Source organism: Bacillus sp. 103mf, assembly GCF_900116295.1.
GTDB lineage: Bacteria > Bacillota > Bacilli > Bacillales > Bacillaceae_G > Bacillus_A > Bacillus_A bruguierae.
The window spans coordinates 48,893-67,781 of the sequence record NZ_FPAF01000006.1 but is presented as its reverse complement, the minus strand read 5'-3'; the positions used below and the strand labels follow the sequence as shown (position 1 = coordinate 67,781).

General features: G+C 32.9%; 21 protein-coding genes and 2 pseudogenes. 20 read left to right on the top strand and 3 right to left on the bottom strand.

Going from position 1 to position 18,889, the window contains the following annotated elements; genetic code table 11:
* Positions 1-339 precede the first annotated feature (339 nt).
* From BM350_RS15590 to BM350_RS15550, 9 genes and pseudogenes are all read left to right on the top strand, one after another.
* Entirely contained in the window at positions 340-690 is a 351-nt protein-coding gene (locus BM350_RS15590; protein WP_090919116.1) for a hypothetical protein, read from the top strand.
* A gap of 404 nt (positions 691-1,094) precedes the next feature.
* Positions 1,095-1,340 (top strand): hypothetical protein, encoded by a 246-nt coding sequence (locus BM350_RS15585; RefSeq protein WP_090919118.1) that lies wholly within the window; start codon positions 1,095-1,097, stop codon positions 1,338-1,340.
* 174 nt (positions 1,341-1,514) lie between these two features.
* A complete protein-coding gene (locus BM350_RS15580) occupies positions 1,515-1,697 on the top strand; it encodes a polymorphic toxin type 15 domain-containing protein (protein WP_244548020.1) in 183 nt (60 codons plus the stop codon).
* A gap of 168 nt (positions 1,698-1,865) precedes the next feature.
* Positions 1,866-2,375, top strand: coding sequence for an ankyrin repeat domain-containing protein (locus BM350_RS15575; protein WP_090919120.1), 510 nt, complete (start codon positions 1,866-1,868; stop codon positions 2,373-2,375).
* An 86-nt stretch (positions 2,376-2,461) separates the two neighbouring features.
* The gene (locus BM350_RS15570) at positions 2,462-2,971 is read left to right on the top strand and encodes an ankyrin repeat domain-containing protein (protein WP_090948266.1); all 510 of its coding nucleotides are present in this window, start codon (positions 2,462-2,464) and stop codon (positions 2,969-2,971) included.
* 255 nt (positions 2,972-3,226) lie between these two features.
* Positions 3,227-3,400, top strand: a pseudogene (locus BM350_RS27615) (deaminase domain-containing protein); the annotation flags it as partial.
* Positions 3,401-3,421: 21 nt separating this feature from the next.
* A complete protein-coding gene (locus BM350_RS15560; RefSeq protein WP_090920335.1) occupies positions 3,422-4,117 on the top strand; it encodes an Imm3 family immunity protein in 696 nt (231 codons plus the stop codon).
* A 268-nt stretch (positions 4,118-4,385) separates the two neighbouring features.
* Positions 4,386-5,534 carry a suppressor of fused domain protein gene (locus BM350_RS15555; RefSeq protein ID WP_090920338.1) on the top strand — a complete coding sequence of 383 codons (1,149 nt, stop codon included), beginning with the start codon at positions 4,386-4,388 and terminating at the stop codon, positions 5,532-5,534.
* 260 nt (positions 5,535-5,794) lie between these two features.
* Positions 5,795-6,304, top strand: coding sequence for an ankyrin repeat domain-containing protein (locus BM350_RS15550; protein WP_090920341.1), 510 nt, complete (start codon positions 5,795-5,797; stop codon positions 6,302-6,304).
* A gap of 256 nt (positions 6,305-6,560) precedes the next feature.
* On the opposite strand, the gene BM350_RS15545 is transcribed toward BM350_RS15550, so the two are convergent.
* Together BM350_RS15545 and BM350_RS15540 are read right to left on the bottom strand one after the other, a co-directional pair.
* Complete coding sequence (locus BM350_RS15545) at positions 6,561-7,277, bottom strand: hypothetical protein (protein WP_090920343.1); 717 nt, start codon at positions 7,275-7,277, stop codon at positions 6,561-6,563.
* A gap of 186 nt (positions 7,278-7,463) precedes the next feature.
* Positions 7,464-8,207 carry a siderophore biosynthesis protein gene (locus BM350_RS15540; RefSeq protein WP_090920346.1) on the bottom strand — a complete coding sequence of 248 codons (744 nt, stop codon included), beginning with the start codon at positions 8,205-8,207 and terminating at the stop codon, positions 7,464-7,466.
* A 307-nt stretch (positions 8,208-8,514) separates the two neighbouring features.
* On the opposite strand from BM350_RS15540, the gene BM350_RS15535 reads away from it, so the two are divergent.
* The 9 genes and pseudogenes from BM350_RS15535 to BM350_RS15495 form a co-directional block, all read left to right on the top strand.
* Positions 8,515-8,904: a hypothetical protein gene (locus tag BM350_RS15535; protein WP_090920348.1), complete on the top strand. Its 390-nt coding sequence runs from the start codon at positions 8,515-8,517 to the stop codon at positions 8,902-8,904.
* 369 nt (positions 8,905-9,273) lie between these two features.
* Entirely contained in the window at positions 9,274-9,756 is a 483-nt protein-coding gene (locus BM350_RS15530; protein WP_090920351.1) for a hypothetical protein, read from the top strand.
* A 287-nt stretch (positions 9,757-10,043) separates the two neighbouring features.
* On the top strand, positions 10,044-10,679 hold the full coding sequence (locus BM350_RS15525) for a hypothetical protein (protein ID WP_090920354.1): 636 nt from the start codon (positions 10,044-10,046) through the stop codon (positions 10,677-10,679).
* A gap of 266 nt (positions 10,680-10,945) precedes the next feature.
* Positions 10,946-11,434, top strand: coding sequence for a hypothetical protein (locus BM350_RS15520; RefSeq protein ID WP_090920357.1), 489 nt, complete (start codon positions 10,946-10,948; stop codon positions 11,432-11,434).
* 238 nt (positions 11,435-11,672) lie between these two features.
* Positions 11,673-11,996, top strand: coding sequence for a hypothetical protein (locus BM350_RS15515; RefSeq protein ID WP_170857730.1), 324 nt, complete (start codon positions 11,673-11,675; stop codon positions 11,994-11,996).
* A 337-nt stretch (positions 11,997-12,333) separates the two neighbouring features.
* Complete coding sequence (locus BM350_RS15510) at positions 12,334-12,813, top strand: Imm30 family immunity protein (RefSeq protein ID WP_090920362.1); 480 nt, start codon at positions 12,334-12,336, stop codon at positions 12,811-12,813.
* A 210-nt stretch (positions 12,814-13,023) separates the two neighbouring features.
* A complete protein-coding gene (locus BM350_RS15505) occupies positions 13,024-13,551 on the top strand; it encodes an SMI1/KNR4 family protein (RefSeq protein ID WP_090920364.1) in 528 nt (175 codons plus the stop codon).
* 436 nt (positions 13,552-13,987) lie between these two features.
* Positions 13,988-14,302, top strand: a complete 315-nt coding sequence (locus BM350_RS15500) for a hypothetical protein (protein WP_090920367.1) — start codon at positions 13,988-13,990, stop codon at positions 14,300-14,302.
* A gap of 386 nt (positions 14,303-14,688) precedes the next feature.
* Positions 14,689-15,057: pseudogene (locus tag BM350_RS15495) on the top strand (DDE-type integrase/transposase/recombinase); the annotation flags it as partial.
* A gap of 123 nt (positions 15,058-15,180) precedes the next feature.
* Here the strand turns inward: BM350_RS15495 and BM350_RS15490 are convergent.
* Positions 15,181-16,086, bottom strand: a complete 906-nt coding sequence (locus tag BM350_RS15490; protein WP_090920045.1) for an AraC family transcriptional regulator — start codon at positions 16,084-16,086, stop codon at positions 15,181-15,183.
* 252 nt (positions 16,087-16,338) lie between these two features.
* Between BM350_RS15490 and BM350_RS15485 the strand changes: the two genes are divergently transcribed.
* Both BM350_RS15485 and BM350_RS15480 read left to right on the top strand, forming a co-directional pair.
* Entirely contained in the window at positions 16,339-17,799 is a 1,461-nt protein-coding gene (locus BM350_RS15485; RefSeq protein WP_090920042.1) for a glycoside-pentoside-hexuronide (GPH):cation symporter, read from the top strand.
* A 20-nt stretch (positions 17,800-17,819) separates the two neighbouring features.
* Positions 17,820-18,851 (top strand): galactose-1-epimerase, encoded by a 1,032-nt coding sequence (locus tag BM350_RS15480; protein ID WP_090920039.1) that lies wholly within the window; start codon positions 17,820-17,822, stop codon positions 18,849-18,851.
* Positions 18,852-18,889 lie beyond the last annotated feature (38 nt).

The following is an 18,889-nucleotide window of genomic DNA, read 5'->3' as shown; positions in this document are numbered from 1 at the left end:
AAATTGGTATTAAAGTTTTTTTGACAAAAAGAGAAAAATTCTCACTAGAAATGTTGCGGGAGGCTTTGATATCTATACTGGACAAATGGTTTTGAGACCTGACGAATTACTTTTAAGTTCCATTCATGAATCCTACTACGCTAGGCAATTTAAAGAACTTGGACAAGAAAATTATTTGAAATAATTAAGATCAGCAAGAGAAAGGTACGTTTATAATGAAATTATGAAGAATAAGGAAAAATGTATTGCCGAAGAGATATATGAAGCACAAAGATATATTTTCTTCATTAGAAATAGACAATGGTCATTACCTAATTGGAAAGGATATGAGAAATAGTGATGGAAGAAAAGGAAACAAACCTAACTGCAAGTCAAACTATTCAAATTGCTAAGCGATATCAGAAAAAGCATAATTTACATGGGATCATACATGATGATATAGAAAGGTCCGTAAGATTTTATAGTGAATTTTATAGAATAAAAGGATGTGCGTGGCTCGTTTTGGCAGATATAACACCCAAGACATATGAAGGTGATGATGAAATTACTTTTGTTATTTCTGATAAGGAAGGCGTTGTAGATCATGTTCTAGACCATAACGGGATCCCTCATCATTATCATCTATCAAGTAATAGAGATTATACTGATGAGGAATTTGAAGCCATTTTTAATGACGATGAGATTAAGTAAAAAGTACTTATTTATTTTTGGGGCTACCCAGTAGTGAATGAGTCTTTTCGCCTCATAATTATCATAAATAGTAATATGAGGGAATAAGTGTGTGGAATAAAGAACTCATGATGTTTAGACAATTATGGAGCTATATAATGATATTTATTTATAAAAATAAGAACGATACGTAGATGAGAAGCAATTTTAAATCTACGAATTATTGTTACTGAGAACAAACCATAAACTTACAAACTTAAAGTACTTGATTGTCTACAATAGACGATGAGTACTTTTTTGTGTTTTAGTATAGAATTTAGTGGGTCTATTATTAATTTTTTAGGTGATTACTGAAATAGGATTTCAAGATATCTTACTTTAAAATATTGTGTTAAAAGAAAACATAACAAATGGAGGTATTAAAAATGGGAAAAAGCTTTTTTAAAATTAAATATGAGATTACAAGGAACTATTATATATATTTAAATATTGATAAATATACGCCAGAACAATCTGCTGGAAGATGTTATGATGATTTTTATGAAGAAATACAAAATAATGGGATAGAATCAATTGTTGTAATTTCAACTATAATAGGGCTACTAAGTACAAATAAAGGAAACATTGATAAAGATGATTTAAGTAATATAAAAATAATTTTAGGTTTATAAAAGAGTATTGATATAAAGGAATGTTTGAATGAATTTGAGTGTGAATATTTACAAGATGATATAGGATGGTTGCAAAATTATTATGAAGAAATTACTAAAAGTTAATTAGTGTATGTTATTAAAGTAAATCTAGTAGTAGCGTAAATAAAAAATAAATTAGCATATGATGTATTAGTGATTAAAATAATAACTAACCTTGAAGCATTAGCAGATAAGATTGCTGAATTAATGGCTGAAGGAAAGTCATTTGATATAGCAGAAACAGAAGCCAAAGAATGGACTGAAACACAAGCTGCACTTCATAATCCTGACCAAATAACTGGTGGAGATCCTTTGAAAATAGGTGGTATGGGATAAATCCAATAATTAGGAAAGAAAATCTTGTTTTGGCACCAAATGCCGTAATAGGACAACATAGTCTTGATGCTTTAGAGGAAGTAGTTAATTGGTTAAGAGCTGTTGAAGCTCTTAAAGATTTAGGAGGCATAGCTAGTACAAGAGAGTAGAAATACAGGAGGTAATGTTATGGATGAAAAAAGTCTAAATAAGACTATAAGAAATGCTATTAAGCTTGGTGATATTAATGAAGTAAAGCGTTTAATAGGCGATAATCCAGAATCTTTACATTCAATGACACCATTTGGTACGTGGTTACATGTTGCAGCAAAGAAAGGACATTTTGGAATAGTAGAATATCTGATCCATAAAGGAATCAATGTTAATACAAAAGGTGATATATTTGATGCTGCTCCTTTAAGATTAGCTGCAGGAGCGGGGCATTTGGAGATAGTAAAGTATTTAATAGAGGCAGGCACAGAATTAGATGTGGCCTTAGCAAAAAGAAATCCATTGTTTGGAGCAATTTTTGGTGGACATAAAGAAGTAGTTGAGTATCTAGTTGAAAAAGGAATAGATATTTCAACTAGATACACTGGAGAAAATATTAAGAATATGAATGCTTATGAATATGCTAGGGAATTTGGGCAAACAGAAATTGCTGAATATTTAAAGATGAAGATGGGCGAAAAAGAATAAGTAAGAGAGAGTGATATTGTTGAAATACTAGAAGACCTTTGAAAATAAGCTGCTTCTGGAAGGTAAAAATTAAAGGGGAAACTAAAATGAATAAGATTCAAATTGTCAAAGACATTAGAGATGCCATAAAAGGTGGTCAACTGGATACGCTAAGAGATTTACTTGAGAAGGACCCAGAAATGTTAACATGGATGACACCTTTTGGTACATGGTTACATGTAGCAGCAGCTTATGGGCATTTAAAAATAATAGAATATCTTATTAATGCTGGGATAGATATTCATGCACAGGGTGGAACTTTTTCTACAAATGCCCTTGAAAGAGCGGCTACAAAAGGGCATTTAGATATTGTAGAATATCTCGTTAATCATGATATCGAGATTGACACTAGTGAACCAGATAGAAATCCTCTGTTTGCTGCAATATATGGCGGTCATTTTGAGATTATTAAATTGTTAGTTGAAAATAATATAGATATATCTATAAAATACTCTGGTGACAACATGAGAGATATGGATGCTTATGCATTCGCCGTTGAAAGAGGGCAAGCAGAAATCGCTGAATATTTAACACGAAAGATGAACGAAAAGGAATAGAAAAAGAGACTTTTTATGTAATAGTGTTTGCTATAGAGATACGCATATATGGTAATAAAATTTATGTATAACAAAAGTTAATCAGAATGTATAAAGTAAAAATGAAGTGATGGAATTGACAAACCAAGTCGTTTCATCGCTTTTTCTTTTTAAGCGGGACTACCCAGTGCCGAATGATTTCAATGCCATTACTAAACTAAATCTTATTACCTTAGAGGTGAAGATGCAGAGTATAAAATATGAAATGACGTAACGGATAGATTAGGTGGCGATAAAGATGCGACAGGAACTATTAGATTGTTTACCGAAAAGGATACATGCGGTAGTTGTAATAAAATCATTCAGCGATTTCAAAAAGACTATCCTATTATTAAAGTTGAAGTACTTCATAATGGTGATACACCTATTCCACTTAAAACTTCAACATAATAAAGTTCGGAGGTTTTGTAAATGACTTATAGTTGTGAAGAGTATTTAGAATATATATATGAGACGTATAGTGAATATGTAGAAGATGAAAAGATGAGCAGAGAGGAGGCAGTTACACGAACATTTGATGAGTTTGATATGTTAATGAAAAAAAGCGAGACAGATAAATTAATTATCAGTGTAATATTTGCAGAAATTCTAGTTTCACATTCTAAGATTTTCAGTACATTCAAAAATTATATGATTGAAACGATATCAAATATAAACTTTATGTTAATAGAACGGGAGCATAAACTTACACAGGAACAATACAATGATTTCCTCTTGCGAAAGGAGCAGGTACTTAAACAATTAGAAGAAAAGCCGTCAGACTATTACCCGAGGGTATGTTGGTACTATGAAGAATTAACAGACGAAGTTAATAAATTTTTTGATGGAATCAATTCTAAGGGTACAGATGAAAATGAGGTAGTTGCTAAAGTATGCAAGCGTTTTGAGCGTGACTGCAAAAATACAGTAAGTGAAAAAATGATAGTGTATACAACTTTAGCTGAAAATGTATTGCGATATAATTTGATGCCACAAATAAAAGACATGAGTTTTATAAACGAATTGAAGGAGTTTACATTAGACAATATTCAAGGTGAACAGCTATCTGATAATGAGAAAGAAAAGTTAACGCAGCGTATACAAGTGGTTTTGGATTACATAGCATGAAAAGTGCGAAATTAAAGTGAAAATTGTAAAAAACATTCAATGAGAGTGTGAATTAAACCGTGTAAGTTTCAAAGAAGAAGCATACACAATTATGTAAAATGATATCCAGATTTAGGGAGATTTTACTTATTTGAAATAAAATAAGTTTTTTGAAACCTATATTGAAGGGCTTAGGGATGTTGTTGATAGACTTAGAAAAGTTAGGGATGATATAGTGGAGGAACTTAGAGATCTCGGTGATATTGCACAAATGAGGAGAAACTAGAGTATGGATAAAATACAAATTTCAAAAGAGATTCGTTCGGCTATAAAAAGTGGTAATCTTGAAAAAGTCGTTGAATTAATTGACTCTAATGTTGAAGTTTTAAATATGATAACCCCCTTTGGAACGTGGCTTCATGTCGCAGCTTCTAGAGGGGAATTGGACATAGTAAAAAAATTGATAGAACTTGGTGTAAACATAAATACACTAGGTGGATCATATGGAGGCGGAGCATTAAATGTAGCAGCTTCTAAAGGACATATTAATGTAGTAAGGTATTTATTGTCTTGTGGGGCTGATCTGGATATAAGTGATCCAATAAGAAACCCGTTGTTTGGGGCAATTAGTAATGGGTATCCTGATATTGCAAAACTTTTAATCGAAAGCGGTATAGATGTTAATGTTAAATATACTGGTGAGTCGATGAAGGCTATGGATGCATTAGCTTTTGCAAAGGAACAAGGGCAAGGAGAAATCGTTAAGTTGTTAGAAAATCAAAAAGGGTGTTCTACTACTTCAACCGAAATAAACGATAATAATCAAAATCACCATCATATGATTTTAGAATATGTCACTAAACACTTTGGGCCTATTAAAAATACTATAAGTGAAATTGTTCCTGGTAGTAGAGTATCGGTCAATATTCACATAATTCCTCCATCGGTGAATAAAGATTTCGTAACGCTCGTAACTACCGGTATGAGTGATGAGCCTATGGACTATTCAAACGAAGAAGGTGTGTTTAAATATGCAGAGTTGTTGCTGAAATTGCCTTCAAGTTGGATAGTTGAGAAAGACAGTATGAAAGATCAAGATCATTACTGGCCTCTTGGTTGGCTAAGAAAAGTGGCTCGTATTCCACATATTTATGATGGGTTGCTGGAAGAAGGGGTTATTCTTCCAAATGGAGAACCCCCTCAGCCATTTGCATCAAATACAAAGTTATCATGCATAATGGTATGTCGTCCCCAAGAACCGGGGCTGGACAACGTCTATACTAAACAGGGAAATATAAACATTTATACACTTGTTCCTATTTATGAAGAAGAAAGAAATTTTGTATTGGAAAAAGGTCATGACTATCTACTTAAAAGAATGAGTGAGAAAGGAATCTCCGATGTTTTAGATATAGACAGGGTAAATGTTGGTTTATAGTAAGATTTGTAGACAGTGAACGAAAAAGAAATGGGTGTTTGAATGAAATGATTTGTTTAACTGATATTTTAAATAAAAGATTCGTATAAGAAAGGTGATAGTTAGCTTATTTTAAACTGGCCAGTTTAAAGATAGCACATTCAGAAATAACAAGGTACACCAGTTTTGTAGAAAATTAGTTGAGGTCTTGGATTATATAGCAGCTGTATTTTTAAAGATTATAAACCAGGTGGAAATGGTACAATGGCAGGGGGGATTCAATGGATAATAAGGAAAAAGCAATAGAAATCTATGAGTTAATTGAGAATGGTGATATAGCACAAGCGAAAGAGATAATTATTACTGATAAAAGTTTGCTTGATTTTGTAACACCTTTTGGAACGTGGCTACATGTTGCGGCTAGAGCCGGTAAACTGGATATGATAAAATTTCTAGTTGAATCTGGTATGGATATTAATATAAACGAAGGTGTACCAAAGTCAGCGCCTATTGTACATGCAGCTAGTGAAGGTGAAATTAGTATTGTAGGGTACTTATTTGATAATGGTGCAATATTAGATGTTAGTGATCCAAATAGAAATCCTCTATTCTCAGCGATTTATGGTGGGTACCTTGATATTGTAAAGTATCTTGTTCAGAATGGTATCGATATTACTGTTAAGTATACAGGGGATACTATGAAAGATATGGGAGCTTATGAATTTGCTATTGAAAGAGGGCAAACAGAAATTGCTGAATATTTAAAGATAAAGATGGGTGAAAAAGAATAAGTAAGAGGGATTGATATTGTTTTACTATTATGGACTTGACACGATAAAATAAGACATATGAGCAAGAATATAACTTATGAATGTAAGCGTCAAATTTCATTACTTTTAGAAGCATTACTACTCATAAATAGCCACATACAGTCAAACTAATCATCAGCTATAGCAATTCATCCGCGCTCATGACTGGTTAAAGAAGTTAATGATCTTCTGGTGCATGAATAGAATATAAAAAAGGAAATCGAAATGATTTCCTTTTTCACTTTGTAAGCTGTAAAGCTTTCATATAATCACTCTTTTTCTCAAGGGCCTTTTTTGCTTCTGCAGCCGTTACTACATAATCTACTACAATATTTTGTAATAAATTCTTATTAGCATTTGGCAGCTGAATCGTTATATCATCCACACTAATCTTATTATTTTCAATTGTTTTATTAAATTCCTGAATGCTCCTTGCAACCTCCGCTAATTTTTCCATATGTGCAGGATTGTTTACATCTAAAAAGATATTACTTCTAAAAACTGCCGTAACATAATGCTTCGAATGTTTCTTTGCTATTCCTTTCTCAGCCTTCTTATCGAAAATAGCACCCCCCGTATGCATTTGCTCGAACGTAAGTATAGTATTATTCACTTTTTTTTCATAATATGTATTAAATTTTTCTTGTAAATCATAAGCTTCTTTTTTAATTTTATAGTTATCATTATTTACTTTTGGAGAGATTTGTCCATCGAAACATAGTTGGAATTGCAAATATGGTTCATCTACTTGCTGCACATAAGCTGTTCGCACTTCTGGACCAAGTAAATTCTTTTCGTCCCCATGTGTTTCAACTTGATTTAGTTTAACAGAAATACCATATTCTGATTTTGTATAATTTTGTGCTTTTTGTTCAATTTCTTTATTCGATATATCACATGATGTTAATAGTAATAAACTAAACATTATGCTATATGTCATTTTTGTTCTTTTCATAATTTACCTCCTTTCATTTTAATTTCATTATATACAAATTTATTTATGAATTTAAAATAAAATTACAATGCTTTATCTTTTCAATTAAAGAATTTTAAATGTGTCGTGCTAGAATCGTGCATATTGCTTACTTAACTATCAAACGCTTGCCGACAGCTCTTTCCCGTCTCTCCTGCTTCTTGTACCTTATGTATACTCAAAACAAATTACTGCTTTTCTTAATTCTTTATTGAAAAATAGGTATATACGATTCGCACCATAAACTTGAAAATAATAGCCTGTAGCAAATCCAACATATGTAAATGGATGACCATCTTCATCTTTTGGCACATACAGTAGATTGGTATAGTCAAAAATTTCGTCTTCGCTAACGCAATCTTCCAATAAATCTTGTCCTTCTTCTGTCATAAAACGTATATCATCCAGAATTCCATTTACCTCGGGATAATCTAATCCCCAGCCACTTGTTTGCTTTTCAACAAACTCTTGCTCTAATGATTCTACGGATGTAAATTCTTTTCCAAAGCTAGAATAAGGATAAATTTTCTGATTGCGTTGGAAAAATTCTTTACGGATTTGATAGTCTTTTTCATTACGCACATAGGCTTTCTCTACAATGTCGGAAGGGCTCTGTTCAATTTCAAAGTAATTCCAATCTGCTTCAAATTTATACTTTCCGTCAACGACATCAAAGCCTAACGTATCTTCCTTCGTAAAATTCGTGTGAAATGGTTGGGTAAAATCGCCAACACACCCGTCGTGAATTTCCTTTGCTGACACAATATGTAACCATTCGTCCCATTGTGGTTCAATGCATTGTAAGTTTATGGAGCAAATGGGCAAAAAGTGTTTTTTATGCTGTTCCAAATTATCATAAAATACTTCTTCATATGCAGGAAACGGTTTAATGAATTGTTTAGGAATGTTCATCTTTTCTCCACCTTTATACAAGGTTTTTGTTTAATTTTATCACTTTATCTGAAACATAAACAAAAAATAATTCCAAAATCAACTTTTATTGTATATTTTGAGATTACCTTATGTTTACTTATGAATAGTACTCAAGATGAGGTTATTTTGAATCTATGTACAAGACTTTTTTGAATTGTTTGTGATGTCCTTCTGAATTGAGGTACTCCATTCAAAATATTAACTTTAGTAGTAGACGTGTCGATGAAGTAATGAGATTTTAGAATGGGAGTCATTTAAGAAACAATTATAGGAGGTAGTAGTTAAGATGAAGCAAGAAAAAATAAGAAAACTGGTTAAGGAAATAATGGGTAAAAGATACCTCTTGGGACTTACAGAAGAACTAATTATGGAACTTCAGTCACTCGTAACTTTTCCTGATGTAGGTGATTTGTTTTATGCGGATCATGGTCATGAATACATCAGTAATAGAATAATTGATTATGAGAACAGAAAAAAAGATAATCTATCAAAAAAAGAATTGATTGATATGGTCACTAAGATACAGGATGTTTCTGGGGAAGAATATGAAATTGAAAATCTTTTATTAATAGTAGAAAATGCAGTAAAGAACCCAGGCATCTCAGATTATATTTTCTATTCAGATGAAGATTTAACAGCCGAGCAAATTATAGAAAAAGCACTTGCAAGTGAATAGTTTAACAGTGAATTAAGAGTAATACTAGGATTCTGGGCATTGTGTAGATAATGGGCTGAGCAGATTAGTGTTATAGAGAGGTAATTTCACAAGTTATAAATGGATATCTATATAAATCCAAATTTAAAAAAGGACATGAAACCATTCTTTTTCGGTGGTCGAGAGCATCTAGCCATGCATAGAAGCGGTCAGTTGCCCTTTCCTGCCACATGCAAGGTTTAAAACAGAGGGAGAAAGCAAGTGCAGGCTCTTCTGCATAACTGCAATCTTATATGTCGAAAAATTAAAATGAATTCCTATAAATGTTAAAATTACTCTTAATTATGATGAATGATATCACAATTAAATCTGAAATGGAGGATCGAGAAGATGTTTACGGAATACCTTCTTTATTATGAGAGAAGTAATATCGAAGATGAAGTTTTAATTCAAATGGCTAAGGAAATAAATGTTGCAATTACAGAAGAGTTCATAGAAGATAAGCTTTTTTTTGGAGGAGAATTTTCTCCAAGTGATTATGGAACTGGTAAAGTATATATTTTGAAAAACGAAGAAACAGAAGAATTCATAGTAATTGATACATTTTTAGCCCCTGACGATCAATTTGAAATGATGTATATCGGAGTAAGATGTAAAACAAAGAAGCAAGAAATGATAAAGGATCTTTTACTAGGTTGTTTTGAAGAAGAGTCTACAATACCATTAAAGCGGTGTTTTAAGATAATAGACAATGATTTACTTTTACAAATATCTAAAATGGATAAGATAGACAGAAGTATTTATTATAGTGACAAGAAATTTGGAATATACGAAGTTGAAGTTGAGCTTATAATATATGATTATTCTAAATGAAGGTCTTCTAGTACGTTCGTGTGTAAACGCTAAATAAGATTGGATACTTTGCTGTTTGATAAGGATGAAGACTTTTTTGCAGTTCGAAGCACCCTCTTTACATGGAGAGGCGTGAATGATAGGTTAGATAGCCTTGCAAATTTCCTTATATGATGCGGCTTTTACAAGAACATCTTGTACGCAGAGGCTCCATGTCAAGCGATCTTAGTTGTGAACAAATTTCCAGAAATGTGTTCAAATTTAATTGATGGTTACATGAATAACAAAATTTAATTAGGTAGGTGTGAATGATGGTAGATAAAGTGGATGATTTTTGCTTTTCTGAAAAATATGACTGTTGGGATGGATCTATAAACGTAAATTGTTCAATTTCGTTTTTTGGACAAAACAAAATTGAGGTAGGGGGGTATTTAGAAAGTAATCAACCTTTAACAAAAGAAGCTTATAATACGATATGTTATTTAAAGGAAAACTTTGATATTGTTTATGAAAATATACTAAAGGGTCTATTTGAATTGCAAGTGAAAGGCTTCATGAGTTACGAGATATATAATGAAAATGATCATGATCATTCTCCCATTACTTTTAATAGTATGGAAGAAATTCATCCTTATTTGGGAAATCCTACATTTGAGATTTTACCTAACTATACGAAGGACAACTATGCTTACTTTGCAATTTCATTTCATGATGACGGGTGCTTGTTATCTATTGAACATGGTCTTATAGCTTTATTTTTTAAAAATGACATGATTCATTTTGAACCTTCTGATTCATATTTTGTGCTTGAGATGCTTATGGATTACGAGGAAGATTGTACAAAGTGGCAAAAAGATTTTTGGTTAGTGTGTCATGAACTGGCTAGGAATAACTTACTTGAAGATAAAGAATTGTTTAGAGATAAGTGGCTGAAGGGTAAATAACCCTTTCTTTCTACTAAAATTAACGTTTGTAGCATCTTTTTAATCCTACTTTATTCCAAAACAACAGCTGAAACTATGAAAAAATATTTATTTTTAAATATTCATGATTTATCAATAGTTTGATCCTGATCCTTTAAAAAATGCACATGATAAAGCAAATTTAACAGCTCCAAACCCGATTAATCTATTTCCGGTATATGATGCTGGATTAGATTTTATTCAAAATATGGATAAAGACATTTATTATTAACTTTGAGGTTAAACAAATGTATATGAACGAGGCAATAGTAAGAATTAATAATATAAAATGGGATGTAGTGGGTACAAATGCATCGGAAGCAGAAGCTAACTTAGGTTATGAATTTTTGAAGAGATTAGCTAAATTTTTTGAGGAGGAATCGATACAACCAATAAAACCTCTAGTTGCAAATATAGCCAAACTACTTGGTGATTCTGAGGGAGAAGTAGTTATTTCTGACTACTGCAACTCAAAAACTGTAGAATTTTTAGGTAAAAATATATATATCAAAAATATAATACAATACTACATACAATTAGCTAAGTATGCTAATAAAAATCCAGATGTTATTAAATATCTAAGTGTATATGAACCATTAATCAGCATACTTGAACGAGGAGGTATGTTTGTTCTTAAAATAAACACATTAGATATAGTAAGGGCTGCACATTTTCCACTGAACAGATGGTATGAAAGGTTTGTTGAAGAGGGGCCTATTGATATAGCCAAACTATAATTTAGGAAAGGTCGCTTTCTATTTCTCTCTATTTCATCTCAACATTCTAAGTTTCTTCTTTTTTAATAAATTTTATAAGTTCGTTTCCCACTTGATCATGAACTTTAAATTCCTTAGCGAATAAATTAGCACTTAGTATTATGCTTAATGATTTGTATAGATGACACGGGGAATAGTTTGCCAGAAGAGCCGATATTAGATGTTTTCTATTTTTAAGGAGGGTCTGAAAGTGCATTATATGTCCTTAATAGTTAGACCAGATAAGAATATTGTTAAGTATATTACTTCTTTAAGAAAATTTAGTCATAAATCAATTCGTGAGCTAAAAAGAAATATAGAAGATGAAACTCCAGTTTTACAGTTTAGTTATTATGATACAGAAGAATTGATTAAACTTAAAAATATTGTTGTTAATTTGAACGCATTGGGTGCAGAAGTAAGAATTCTTGAGGAAGATAGACAGATCTCCCTTGAAATGTTGAGCAATTTAATTGAAACGTGTAGAGAAATAGCGAGAGCGAGAGAAGAATTAGATGATAGAATATCAGAAGACACTGAATAGTAAATCTTTGATAACTACTCAGTCACTCTATGAAAAACCGATAGAAAAGCATGTTTTAAGTGGTCGAGGGGGACTGGCTATGTATAGTAGCGGTCAGGGCCTTTTCCTGCCACATGCAAAGTTTAAAACAAAAGGATAAAGCGAGTACGGGTCATGCTGTATTCTGCATAGCAGTGACTGATATGTCGGAAAATTAAAATGGATATATATAGTAGACAACTGAAAGTAAGTTATTTTACTAACCTAATAGTTGGAACATTATAGTTTTCCGTTTTATTTGTCTTATGTTTTTCAATAATATCTGATTTTGTTAATCCTTTCAAAAGGAGAAGTTTATATGGACAGTAGATCTGAAATCAAGAGATTACATAATTGTAGGTTTTTAAAAAATCAATCAGAATGTGAAGAGTTTGATGATGCATTAGAAAACTTAGCAGATTGTGATGATGAGAAGCTTATTAAAGGGTTGTGTATAGTATTTGAGGATGAAACACAAGAGGAAGAAGTGATGTTTGGTCTAGTTCATTTTATTGAAAGTTTTGAAATGGAAAAATATCTAACAGAGATGCCTAAAGCTTTACCAAAAATGGTTGAGAGTGCAAAAGAGTGGGCAATGCTACTAAACATAAGAATTTTAAATAATGATTTATATAGAAGTGAGTATGCTAAAATTCTTGTAGGAATGAATAATGATATAAAATTAACAGTAATCAATTTGCTTAATGAAATTATTTCTGACGATCCTAAAAGATTCGAGGGCGTTGCTAATGAAATTATTAGCAAATTAAAAGAGGCTGATAGAAATTCATTCATATAGAATAAAAACCGATTTGATAAATTAGTGTCATTTCGGTTTTTTGTCGTCTTTTTTGACACGCCATATCCGTATCAAACGGGTTTGTACCATCACTGAAGAAATCAACTTTAAAATGGTATGAAACGACTCAATACAATCATTGCGAGCATTATAAGATGAAAGATAGCGCAGCAGGTGTAACTGGATGAAGTAGAAAGTGAGGAAGATAGAATGTATATAAGTAAATTAAAAAATATAATTAAACCCAATAATGACTTGTTAGATACATATACTAAAGAAAAATGGGATGAGATTGAATTCATATTAGGAATCAAGCTACCAACAGATTATAAAAAATTTATAAATACATATGGAGTTGGAAGTATAGGTGAATTTTTATGGGTTCTAAATCCATTTACCCGAAATATGAATTTAAATCTAATTGAAAAAGGTAAAGAAATTAGAGAAGCATATATTGTATCAAAGAATGCGTTTCCAGAAGATTTTACACATAATGTTTTTCCAAATGAGGGTGGATTATTGCCATGTGCAATAACAGATAATGGGGACGAAATTTACTGGTTAACATCTAATATAGGCGATGAATGGCATATCGTCGTATATGAATCAAGGTTAGCAAACTATTATGAATATAATATGGGATTAGCTGAGTTTCTATATAAAATTCTAACAAAGGAAATAGAATGTTTCGCTTTCCCAGATGATTTTCCAGGAGATGAGTATAGGTTCATAGTATAAATCATTTAGGCGGAAATAGATTATGGAAAGGCGGTATTAGGGGTCACCATACATACCCATCAACTTAAGAAAAGAAAACACCCCTAAAACGAAAAATGCGCTGACTTCTCAAAGTAACTAACTATAGAGAAAGAAAATTTTCATTTAGGGGGTACATAAAAACCTTAGCTTGCTGGGCATGTGGTATCGCCAGCATTTTGCAAAGAACCCACGCTAAGCAAAAAATACAATAAGCTGCCCATATGGACAGCTCATTTACATAATTATCGTTAGCGAAATTTATTCAAGTTTTTCTTAGCTTGATTGTGATGTGGCAAGAGCCCATTTATAAAAATAGATTCCAATAGAAATTTATATACCTCTTTCAAATAAATACAATCTTTGCACCAGAACTATATGAACGTATACAATAAACATAATTAAAGGAGAATAGAACTTGATAAAACATATACTCAGTTTCATTCTTGGAACAATTGTTATATTAATTGGTTCCTTTTGGGTTATTCCTTACACCCTCGAAGCAATTGACAGTAACGTAAGCCATATTACTCGTGACAAAAAGTATTTTAGTAAGCTATATGACTATGATATTAACCTTTGGATAATTGCAAACCTTATATTTTTCATTTTTTGGGCAATTACTGTTCTTATATGTAAGTTACCTGATTATAAGAAGAACAGAAGCACTCATATAAAAAAATATAGTCATACAAATCAGCGTAAAAAAGCAAAGAGAAGGCGTCGTAAATAATTGTTTTTTATAAAACAATATACATATTTTATTTTAGATAACATAAGAAGAAAATTGTGCTCATGCCCATCAAGCTAAAAAAATGAGTTACTCCAAAACAATAAAATGAGCAAAATGCACAAAATTTTCGTTCTGGGGGTATTTAATTTCGTTAGGTTGATGGACATGTGGCAAGTACTTTCACTGAGTTTTTAAATAAATTGTATGATTCATGATAGTTAAAACAAAAGATGACAGATACTTATGATAGTTTACGTTTGTCAAAACTAAATATGTAAGTGTTTCTACAATTGTTAAGGGATGTGTGTAAATGAAAGAGTTTTATCACTCTAAAAAGAAGAAAATACGAGGGTGGAAACGACATAAGAGAAAGATAGAAAGCATGAGAAGCAGCCAGGTGCTTTTTTAAGAAAGCCTTGGCTGTTTCTCATATTTGTAAACCTCGTGTTATAACAGTAGACAAGAACCTAACCTATCCCGTAGCCATTCAAGAGTTAAAAGAAGAGGAACGTATGCCTGAAGGCATACAAATAAGGCAAGTTAAATATCTCAATAATATAGTGGAACAGGATCACCGTTTCATTAAGAAACGCGTGCGTTCTATGTTAGGATTCAAGTCGTATGAAACAGCCACTTCTATATTGAGTGGTGTTGAAGCCATGCATATGCTGAAAAGAGGACAACTTGTTTTACCGGACAAGTACGTCCAAAACCAGAGAGAACTTATTCATAGATTGTTCGGTTTAGTTTCATAAGAGAGAAATGTAGAGGGATTTGCTACTCTATGTTTCTAACTAACATTTTTGCACCAGAACCTTAAATTCTTCGTACTTTTTTTGAATTTATAATTGTTATTCTAGAAATTTTATTCATTTTTCCTAAGTGGCCCGTGAAATAATTTCTTGTTCATCAAGTAAGAACTTCAAGCTTGATAAAGAGATTATTTGGAAATTCTCTTTCGACATACGTTTTCGATAATGCGTAGGTGTTTCTCCAATCACTTTTTTAAATATGCGGCTAAAGACTACTAAACTACGAAAGCCCACCTGATAAGAAATGTTTTCTACCGATTCATTTGTCATTGAAAGTAAATACGTTGCGTGATTAATGCGCACTCTTAAAATCCAGTCTTTCATGCTCATCCCGAAATGATTGTGAAAGACCCGCGAAAGATGGCTTCGATTGACCGCAAGATGATCTGCTACATCCCTTACTGTAATCTCCTCTAGATAGTGCTCCCCAATATATGTCATCGCTTCAATCGCGAGTCGTGAAAACTTTTGTTTTACTCCTGTTGAGAATTCGCCACCATCTGTAAGTAATAATCTTAAAAGCCGATAGGTCAACTCATTCAACTTTAATTCATCTTCTAATGTACCGTTGGAGCAATTCATACACTCCAAGATAATATCCGAATATTGTTGAATATTAGTTGAAGTAACAGAGTAGTTATCTTCTTTAAAAATTGAATAATGAATAATTTCGTCTGCTACCTTCCCACCAAATGACAGCCACGCATACAACCATGGTTCTTCTGCATCCGAGCGATAAAAGGTCGACTCTCCTGGGCGAATGAGAAAAATATTTCCTTTCTTTAATGAATATTTTTCATCTTTTACATAGTACGTTCCTTTTCCATCCAACACGACATGAATAATGTAGTTGTTACGTACAGCTGGTCCAAAAGCATGAAAAGGTAGTGTTTTTGAAAAACCACAAAAATCAAAATAAAGTTCGCTTGAGAAGTGACGCTGTTCTTTTTTCATAAAGATTGCTTGTTCCATGGGCTTCTCCCCTCTTCGTGCTTACTATAACCTCATCTGCCTTTTGAAGGAAGAAATGCAACAAAAGGTTAAATCAAGGTCACAAAATGATATAAAACAGAAAGCGCTTTCTTGTTAAACTATACTTGAAAAACAAAAACATAGGAAGGAGATTCATGTAGTTCGTTAGTTTTTTATGTTTAACTTTGTAAACGCTCTTATATCATTATTAAAATTAAGTGGTGGAAAAAATTACAAAAGAGGAGAATGAACATGAATGGAAAACTAAAACAACGTGTTTCCTATGGCTTAGGTGCATTTGGTCATGATATATTTTATGCAACTTTGAGCACTTATTTTATGGTCTTTGTTACGAGTGCGATGTTCACTGGGGCTGATAAAGCAACGACTGCAAAAATGATTGGAATTGTTACGAGTTTAGTCGTAGTAATTCGATTGGTAGAAATTGTTTTTGATCCGATTATTGGAGGAGTAATTGACAACACAAAAACGAGATTCGGGAAGTTTAAGCCTTGGTTAGTCATTGGTGGTGTAGTTAGTTCTATTTTTCTTGCATTCATCTTTACCAATTTCTTTGGTCTTGCAATTCATAATACTACACTATTCATCATTTTGTTTGCAATTGTTTATATCTTGCTAGATAGTTTTTATTCATTTAAGGATATTGCTTTTTGGTCGATGATTCCAGCGTTAAGCACTGATACCAAGGAACGAGAAAAATTAGCAACATCTGCACGACTTGGTTCATCACTTGGTGCAAATGGTACTACACTAGCAGTTGTACCAATCGTTACCTTCTTTACTTTCTTGATGACTGGTGAACATTCTCAATCAGCTTCTGGTTGGTTTTGGTTTGGTTTGATTGCTGCTGTTCTTTCTGGTGGAACAGCGATTATTACAGCACTTGGCACAAAAGAAAATGATAGCGTCATTCGTCAGCAACAAGAAAAAGTAGCCTTTAAAGATGTTTTCAAAGCTATTGCTAAAAACGATCAGTTGATGTGGCTAGCACTTTCATATATTGCATATGCGATTGCTAATGTTGCAACTACTGCTGTGTTATTCTTCTTCTTCAAATATATTCTAGGAAATTCAGGTGAGTTCTGGATTGTGGGATTCATTGCAGCTGTATTAGGCTTAATTGCCGTTCCACTTTTCCCAACACTCACGAAATTAATTTCAAGACGTTTTGTCTATATTGGCGGTATTGTGATGATGCTTCTGGCATATGTATGTTTCATCTTAGCTGGAACAAGTTTACCAATGGTTATTGTGGGATTGGTGCTCTACTACTTCCCTCAGCAGCTGATTTTCCTTTCAGCTTTGATGACGATTACCGACTCGGTTGAATATGGACAATGGAAAAATGGTGTCCGAAACGAAGCTGTAACTTTATCAATTCGTCCATTACTTGATAAACTTGCTGGGGCTTTATCAAACGGAATCGTTGGGTTTGTAGCTGTTGCTGCTGGAATGACTGGCAATGCTACAGCAGCAGACATTACTGCACAGGGTGTTTCGACGTTCCATCTTTATGCGTTCTACCTTCCAGCAGCACTCATGATTTTCTCTGCCATCATTTTCGCATGGAAGATCACATTAACAGAGAAAAAACATGCACAAATCGTCAAAGAACTAGAAGCAAAGCTAAATCATGGCGAGGAAGCAACTGAAGAGTTCAATTCTAGCGCTGCACTTTCTCATTCTAAATAAAAGAGTGGAGGATATTTAAAATGAACATTACAACAAAAGATTTCGGTGCAGGTTATACGATTATCACTATTACCAATCTGAACGGTCTGCAATTGACCGTTTCAGATTTAGGTGCTCGCATTACGAGTTTAAAGGTACCAACAACGAATGGTTTACGTGAGCTCGTACTTGGTTTTGATACGGCAAAGGAATATCTTGAAAAGGATTTATATATTGGTGCCTCAATTGGACGAGTAGCTGGACGAATTCAAAATGGAACTTTTCAAATTGATGAGGAAATCTATAAAATACAAATTGATGAGACAACTGGACACACTTTACATGGCGGTAACCCAGGATTCGAAGAAAAAAAGTGGCAATATCAAGTTGTCGATAATAATGATGAGGCCTCAGTGATATTTCACACGGTGAGTCCAGATGGTGAAAATGGTTTTCCGGGGAATCTTAATGTCGAGATACGTTACACGTTAACTAACACGAATGTTTGGAAAGTAGAAACTAGGGCGACAAGTGACAAAGATACCTTGTTTAATCCAACAAATCACGTGTACTTCAACTTAACTGGTGATGTAACGCAACCTGTAGATGAACACACATTATGGGTGGATAGTGATAGATTTGCACCACTTAATCGGGAAAGTATTCCAATTGGTGAAAAGTGGCCTGTAGAAGGAACTGCGTTTGATTTTCGAAAGCCAGTTAAACTCAAAGAAACTTTCAATAGTACTTTTGGTCAAAAAGAATTAGTGGATGGAATTGATCACCCATTTTTCTTAAACCGACCTGGACTATCACATCGTTCAGTGAAACTCATTAGCCCGGATGAAGTGGTTACTATTGAAATAGCCACAAAAGAACCAAGTGTCGTCATCTTTACGGCAAATTTTGGTGAGAATACGCCTCTCATGCATGGCAAACAACTTGCAAACCATGGTGGAATTACCTTTGAAACACAGGTTTCCCCGGGAGCTGAACGGTATCCTGATTTTGGGGATATGGTTCTTAGGGCGGATTCAACTTATCATACGATGACAGAATTTCATATTATTTGAGATCATATTTTGGATAGTCTCTTTAAATATGAAACATG

Bases quoted from the DNA above. Each gene is read 5' to 3' on its own strand.
- BM350_RS15535 (WP_090920348.1), top strand. From the start codon at position 8,515: ATGAAGCAAGAAAAAATAAGAAAACTGGTTAAGGAAATAATGGGTAAA.
- BM350_RS15530 (WP_090920351.1), top strand. From the start codon at position 9,274: ATGTTTACGGAATACCTTCTTTATTATGAGAGAAGTAATATCGAAGAT.
- BM350_RS15560 (WP_090920335.1), top strand. From the start codon at position 3,422: ATGACTTATAGTTGTGAAGAGTATTTAGAATATATATATGAGACGTAT.
- BM350_RS15570 (WP_090948266.1), top strand. From the start codon at position 2,462: ATGAATAAGATTCAAATTGTCAAAGACATTAGAGATGCCATAAAAGGT.
- BM350_RS15520 (WP_090920357.1), top strand. From the start codon at position 10,946: ATGTATATGAACGAGGCAATAGTAAGAATTAATAATATAAAATGGGAT.
- BM350_RS15490 (WP_090920045.1), bottom strand. From the start codon at position 16,086: ATGGAACAAGCAATCTTTATGAAAAAAGAACAGCGTCACTTCTCAAGC.
- BM350_RS15480 (WP_090920039.1), top strand. From the start codon at position 17,820: ATGAACATTACAACAAAAGATTTCGGTGCAGGTTATACGATTATCACT.
- BM350_RS15515 (WP_170857730.1), top strand. From the start codon at position 11,673: ATGTCCTTAATAGTTAGACCAGATAAGAATATTGTTAAGTATATTACT.
- BM350_RS15540 (WP_090920346.1), bottom strand. From the start codon at position 8,207: ATGAACATTCCTAAACAATTCATTAAACCGTTTCCTGCATATGAAGAA.
- BM350_RS15485 (WP_090920042.1), top strand. From the start codon at position 16,339: ATGAATGGAAAACTAAAACAACGTGTTTCCTATGGCTTAGGTGCATTT.
- BM350_RS15550 (WP_090920341.1), top strand. From the start codon at position 5,795: ATGGATAATAAGGAAAAAGCAATAGAAATCTATGAGTTAATTGAGAAT.
- BM350_RS15585 (WP_090919118.1), top strand. From the start codon at position 1,095: ATGGGAAAAAGCTTTTTTAAAATTAAATATGAGATTACAAGGAACTAT.
- BM350_RS15505 (WP_090920364.1), top strand. From the start codon at position 13,024: ATGTATATAAGTAAATTAAAAAATATAATTAAACCCAATAATGACTTG.
- BM350_RS15545 (WP_090920343.1), bottom strand. From the start codon at position 7,277: ATGAAAAGAACAAAAATGACATATAGCATAATGTTTAGTTTATTACTA.
- BM350_RS15555 (WP_090920338.1), top strand. From the start codon at position 4,386: ATGGATAAAATACAAATTTCAAAAGAGATTCGTTCGGCTATAAAAAGT.
- BM350_RS15590 (WP_090919116.1), top strand. From the start codon at position 340: ATGGAAGAAAAGGAAACAAACCTAACTGCAAGTCAAACTATTCAAATT.
- BM350_RS15525 (WP_090920354.1), top strand. From the start codon at position 10,044: ATGATGGTAGATAAAGTGGATGATTTTTGCTTTTCTGAAAAATATGAC.
- BM350_RS15575 (WP_090919120.1), top strand. From the start codon at position 1,866: ATGGATGAAAAAAGTCTAAATAAGACTATAAGAAATGCTATTAAGCTT.
- BM350_RS15510 (WP_090920362.1), top strand. From the start codon at position 12,334: ATGGACAGTAGATCTGAAATCAAGAGATTACATAATTGTAGGTTTTTA.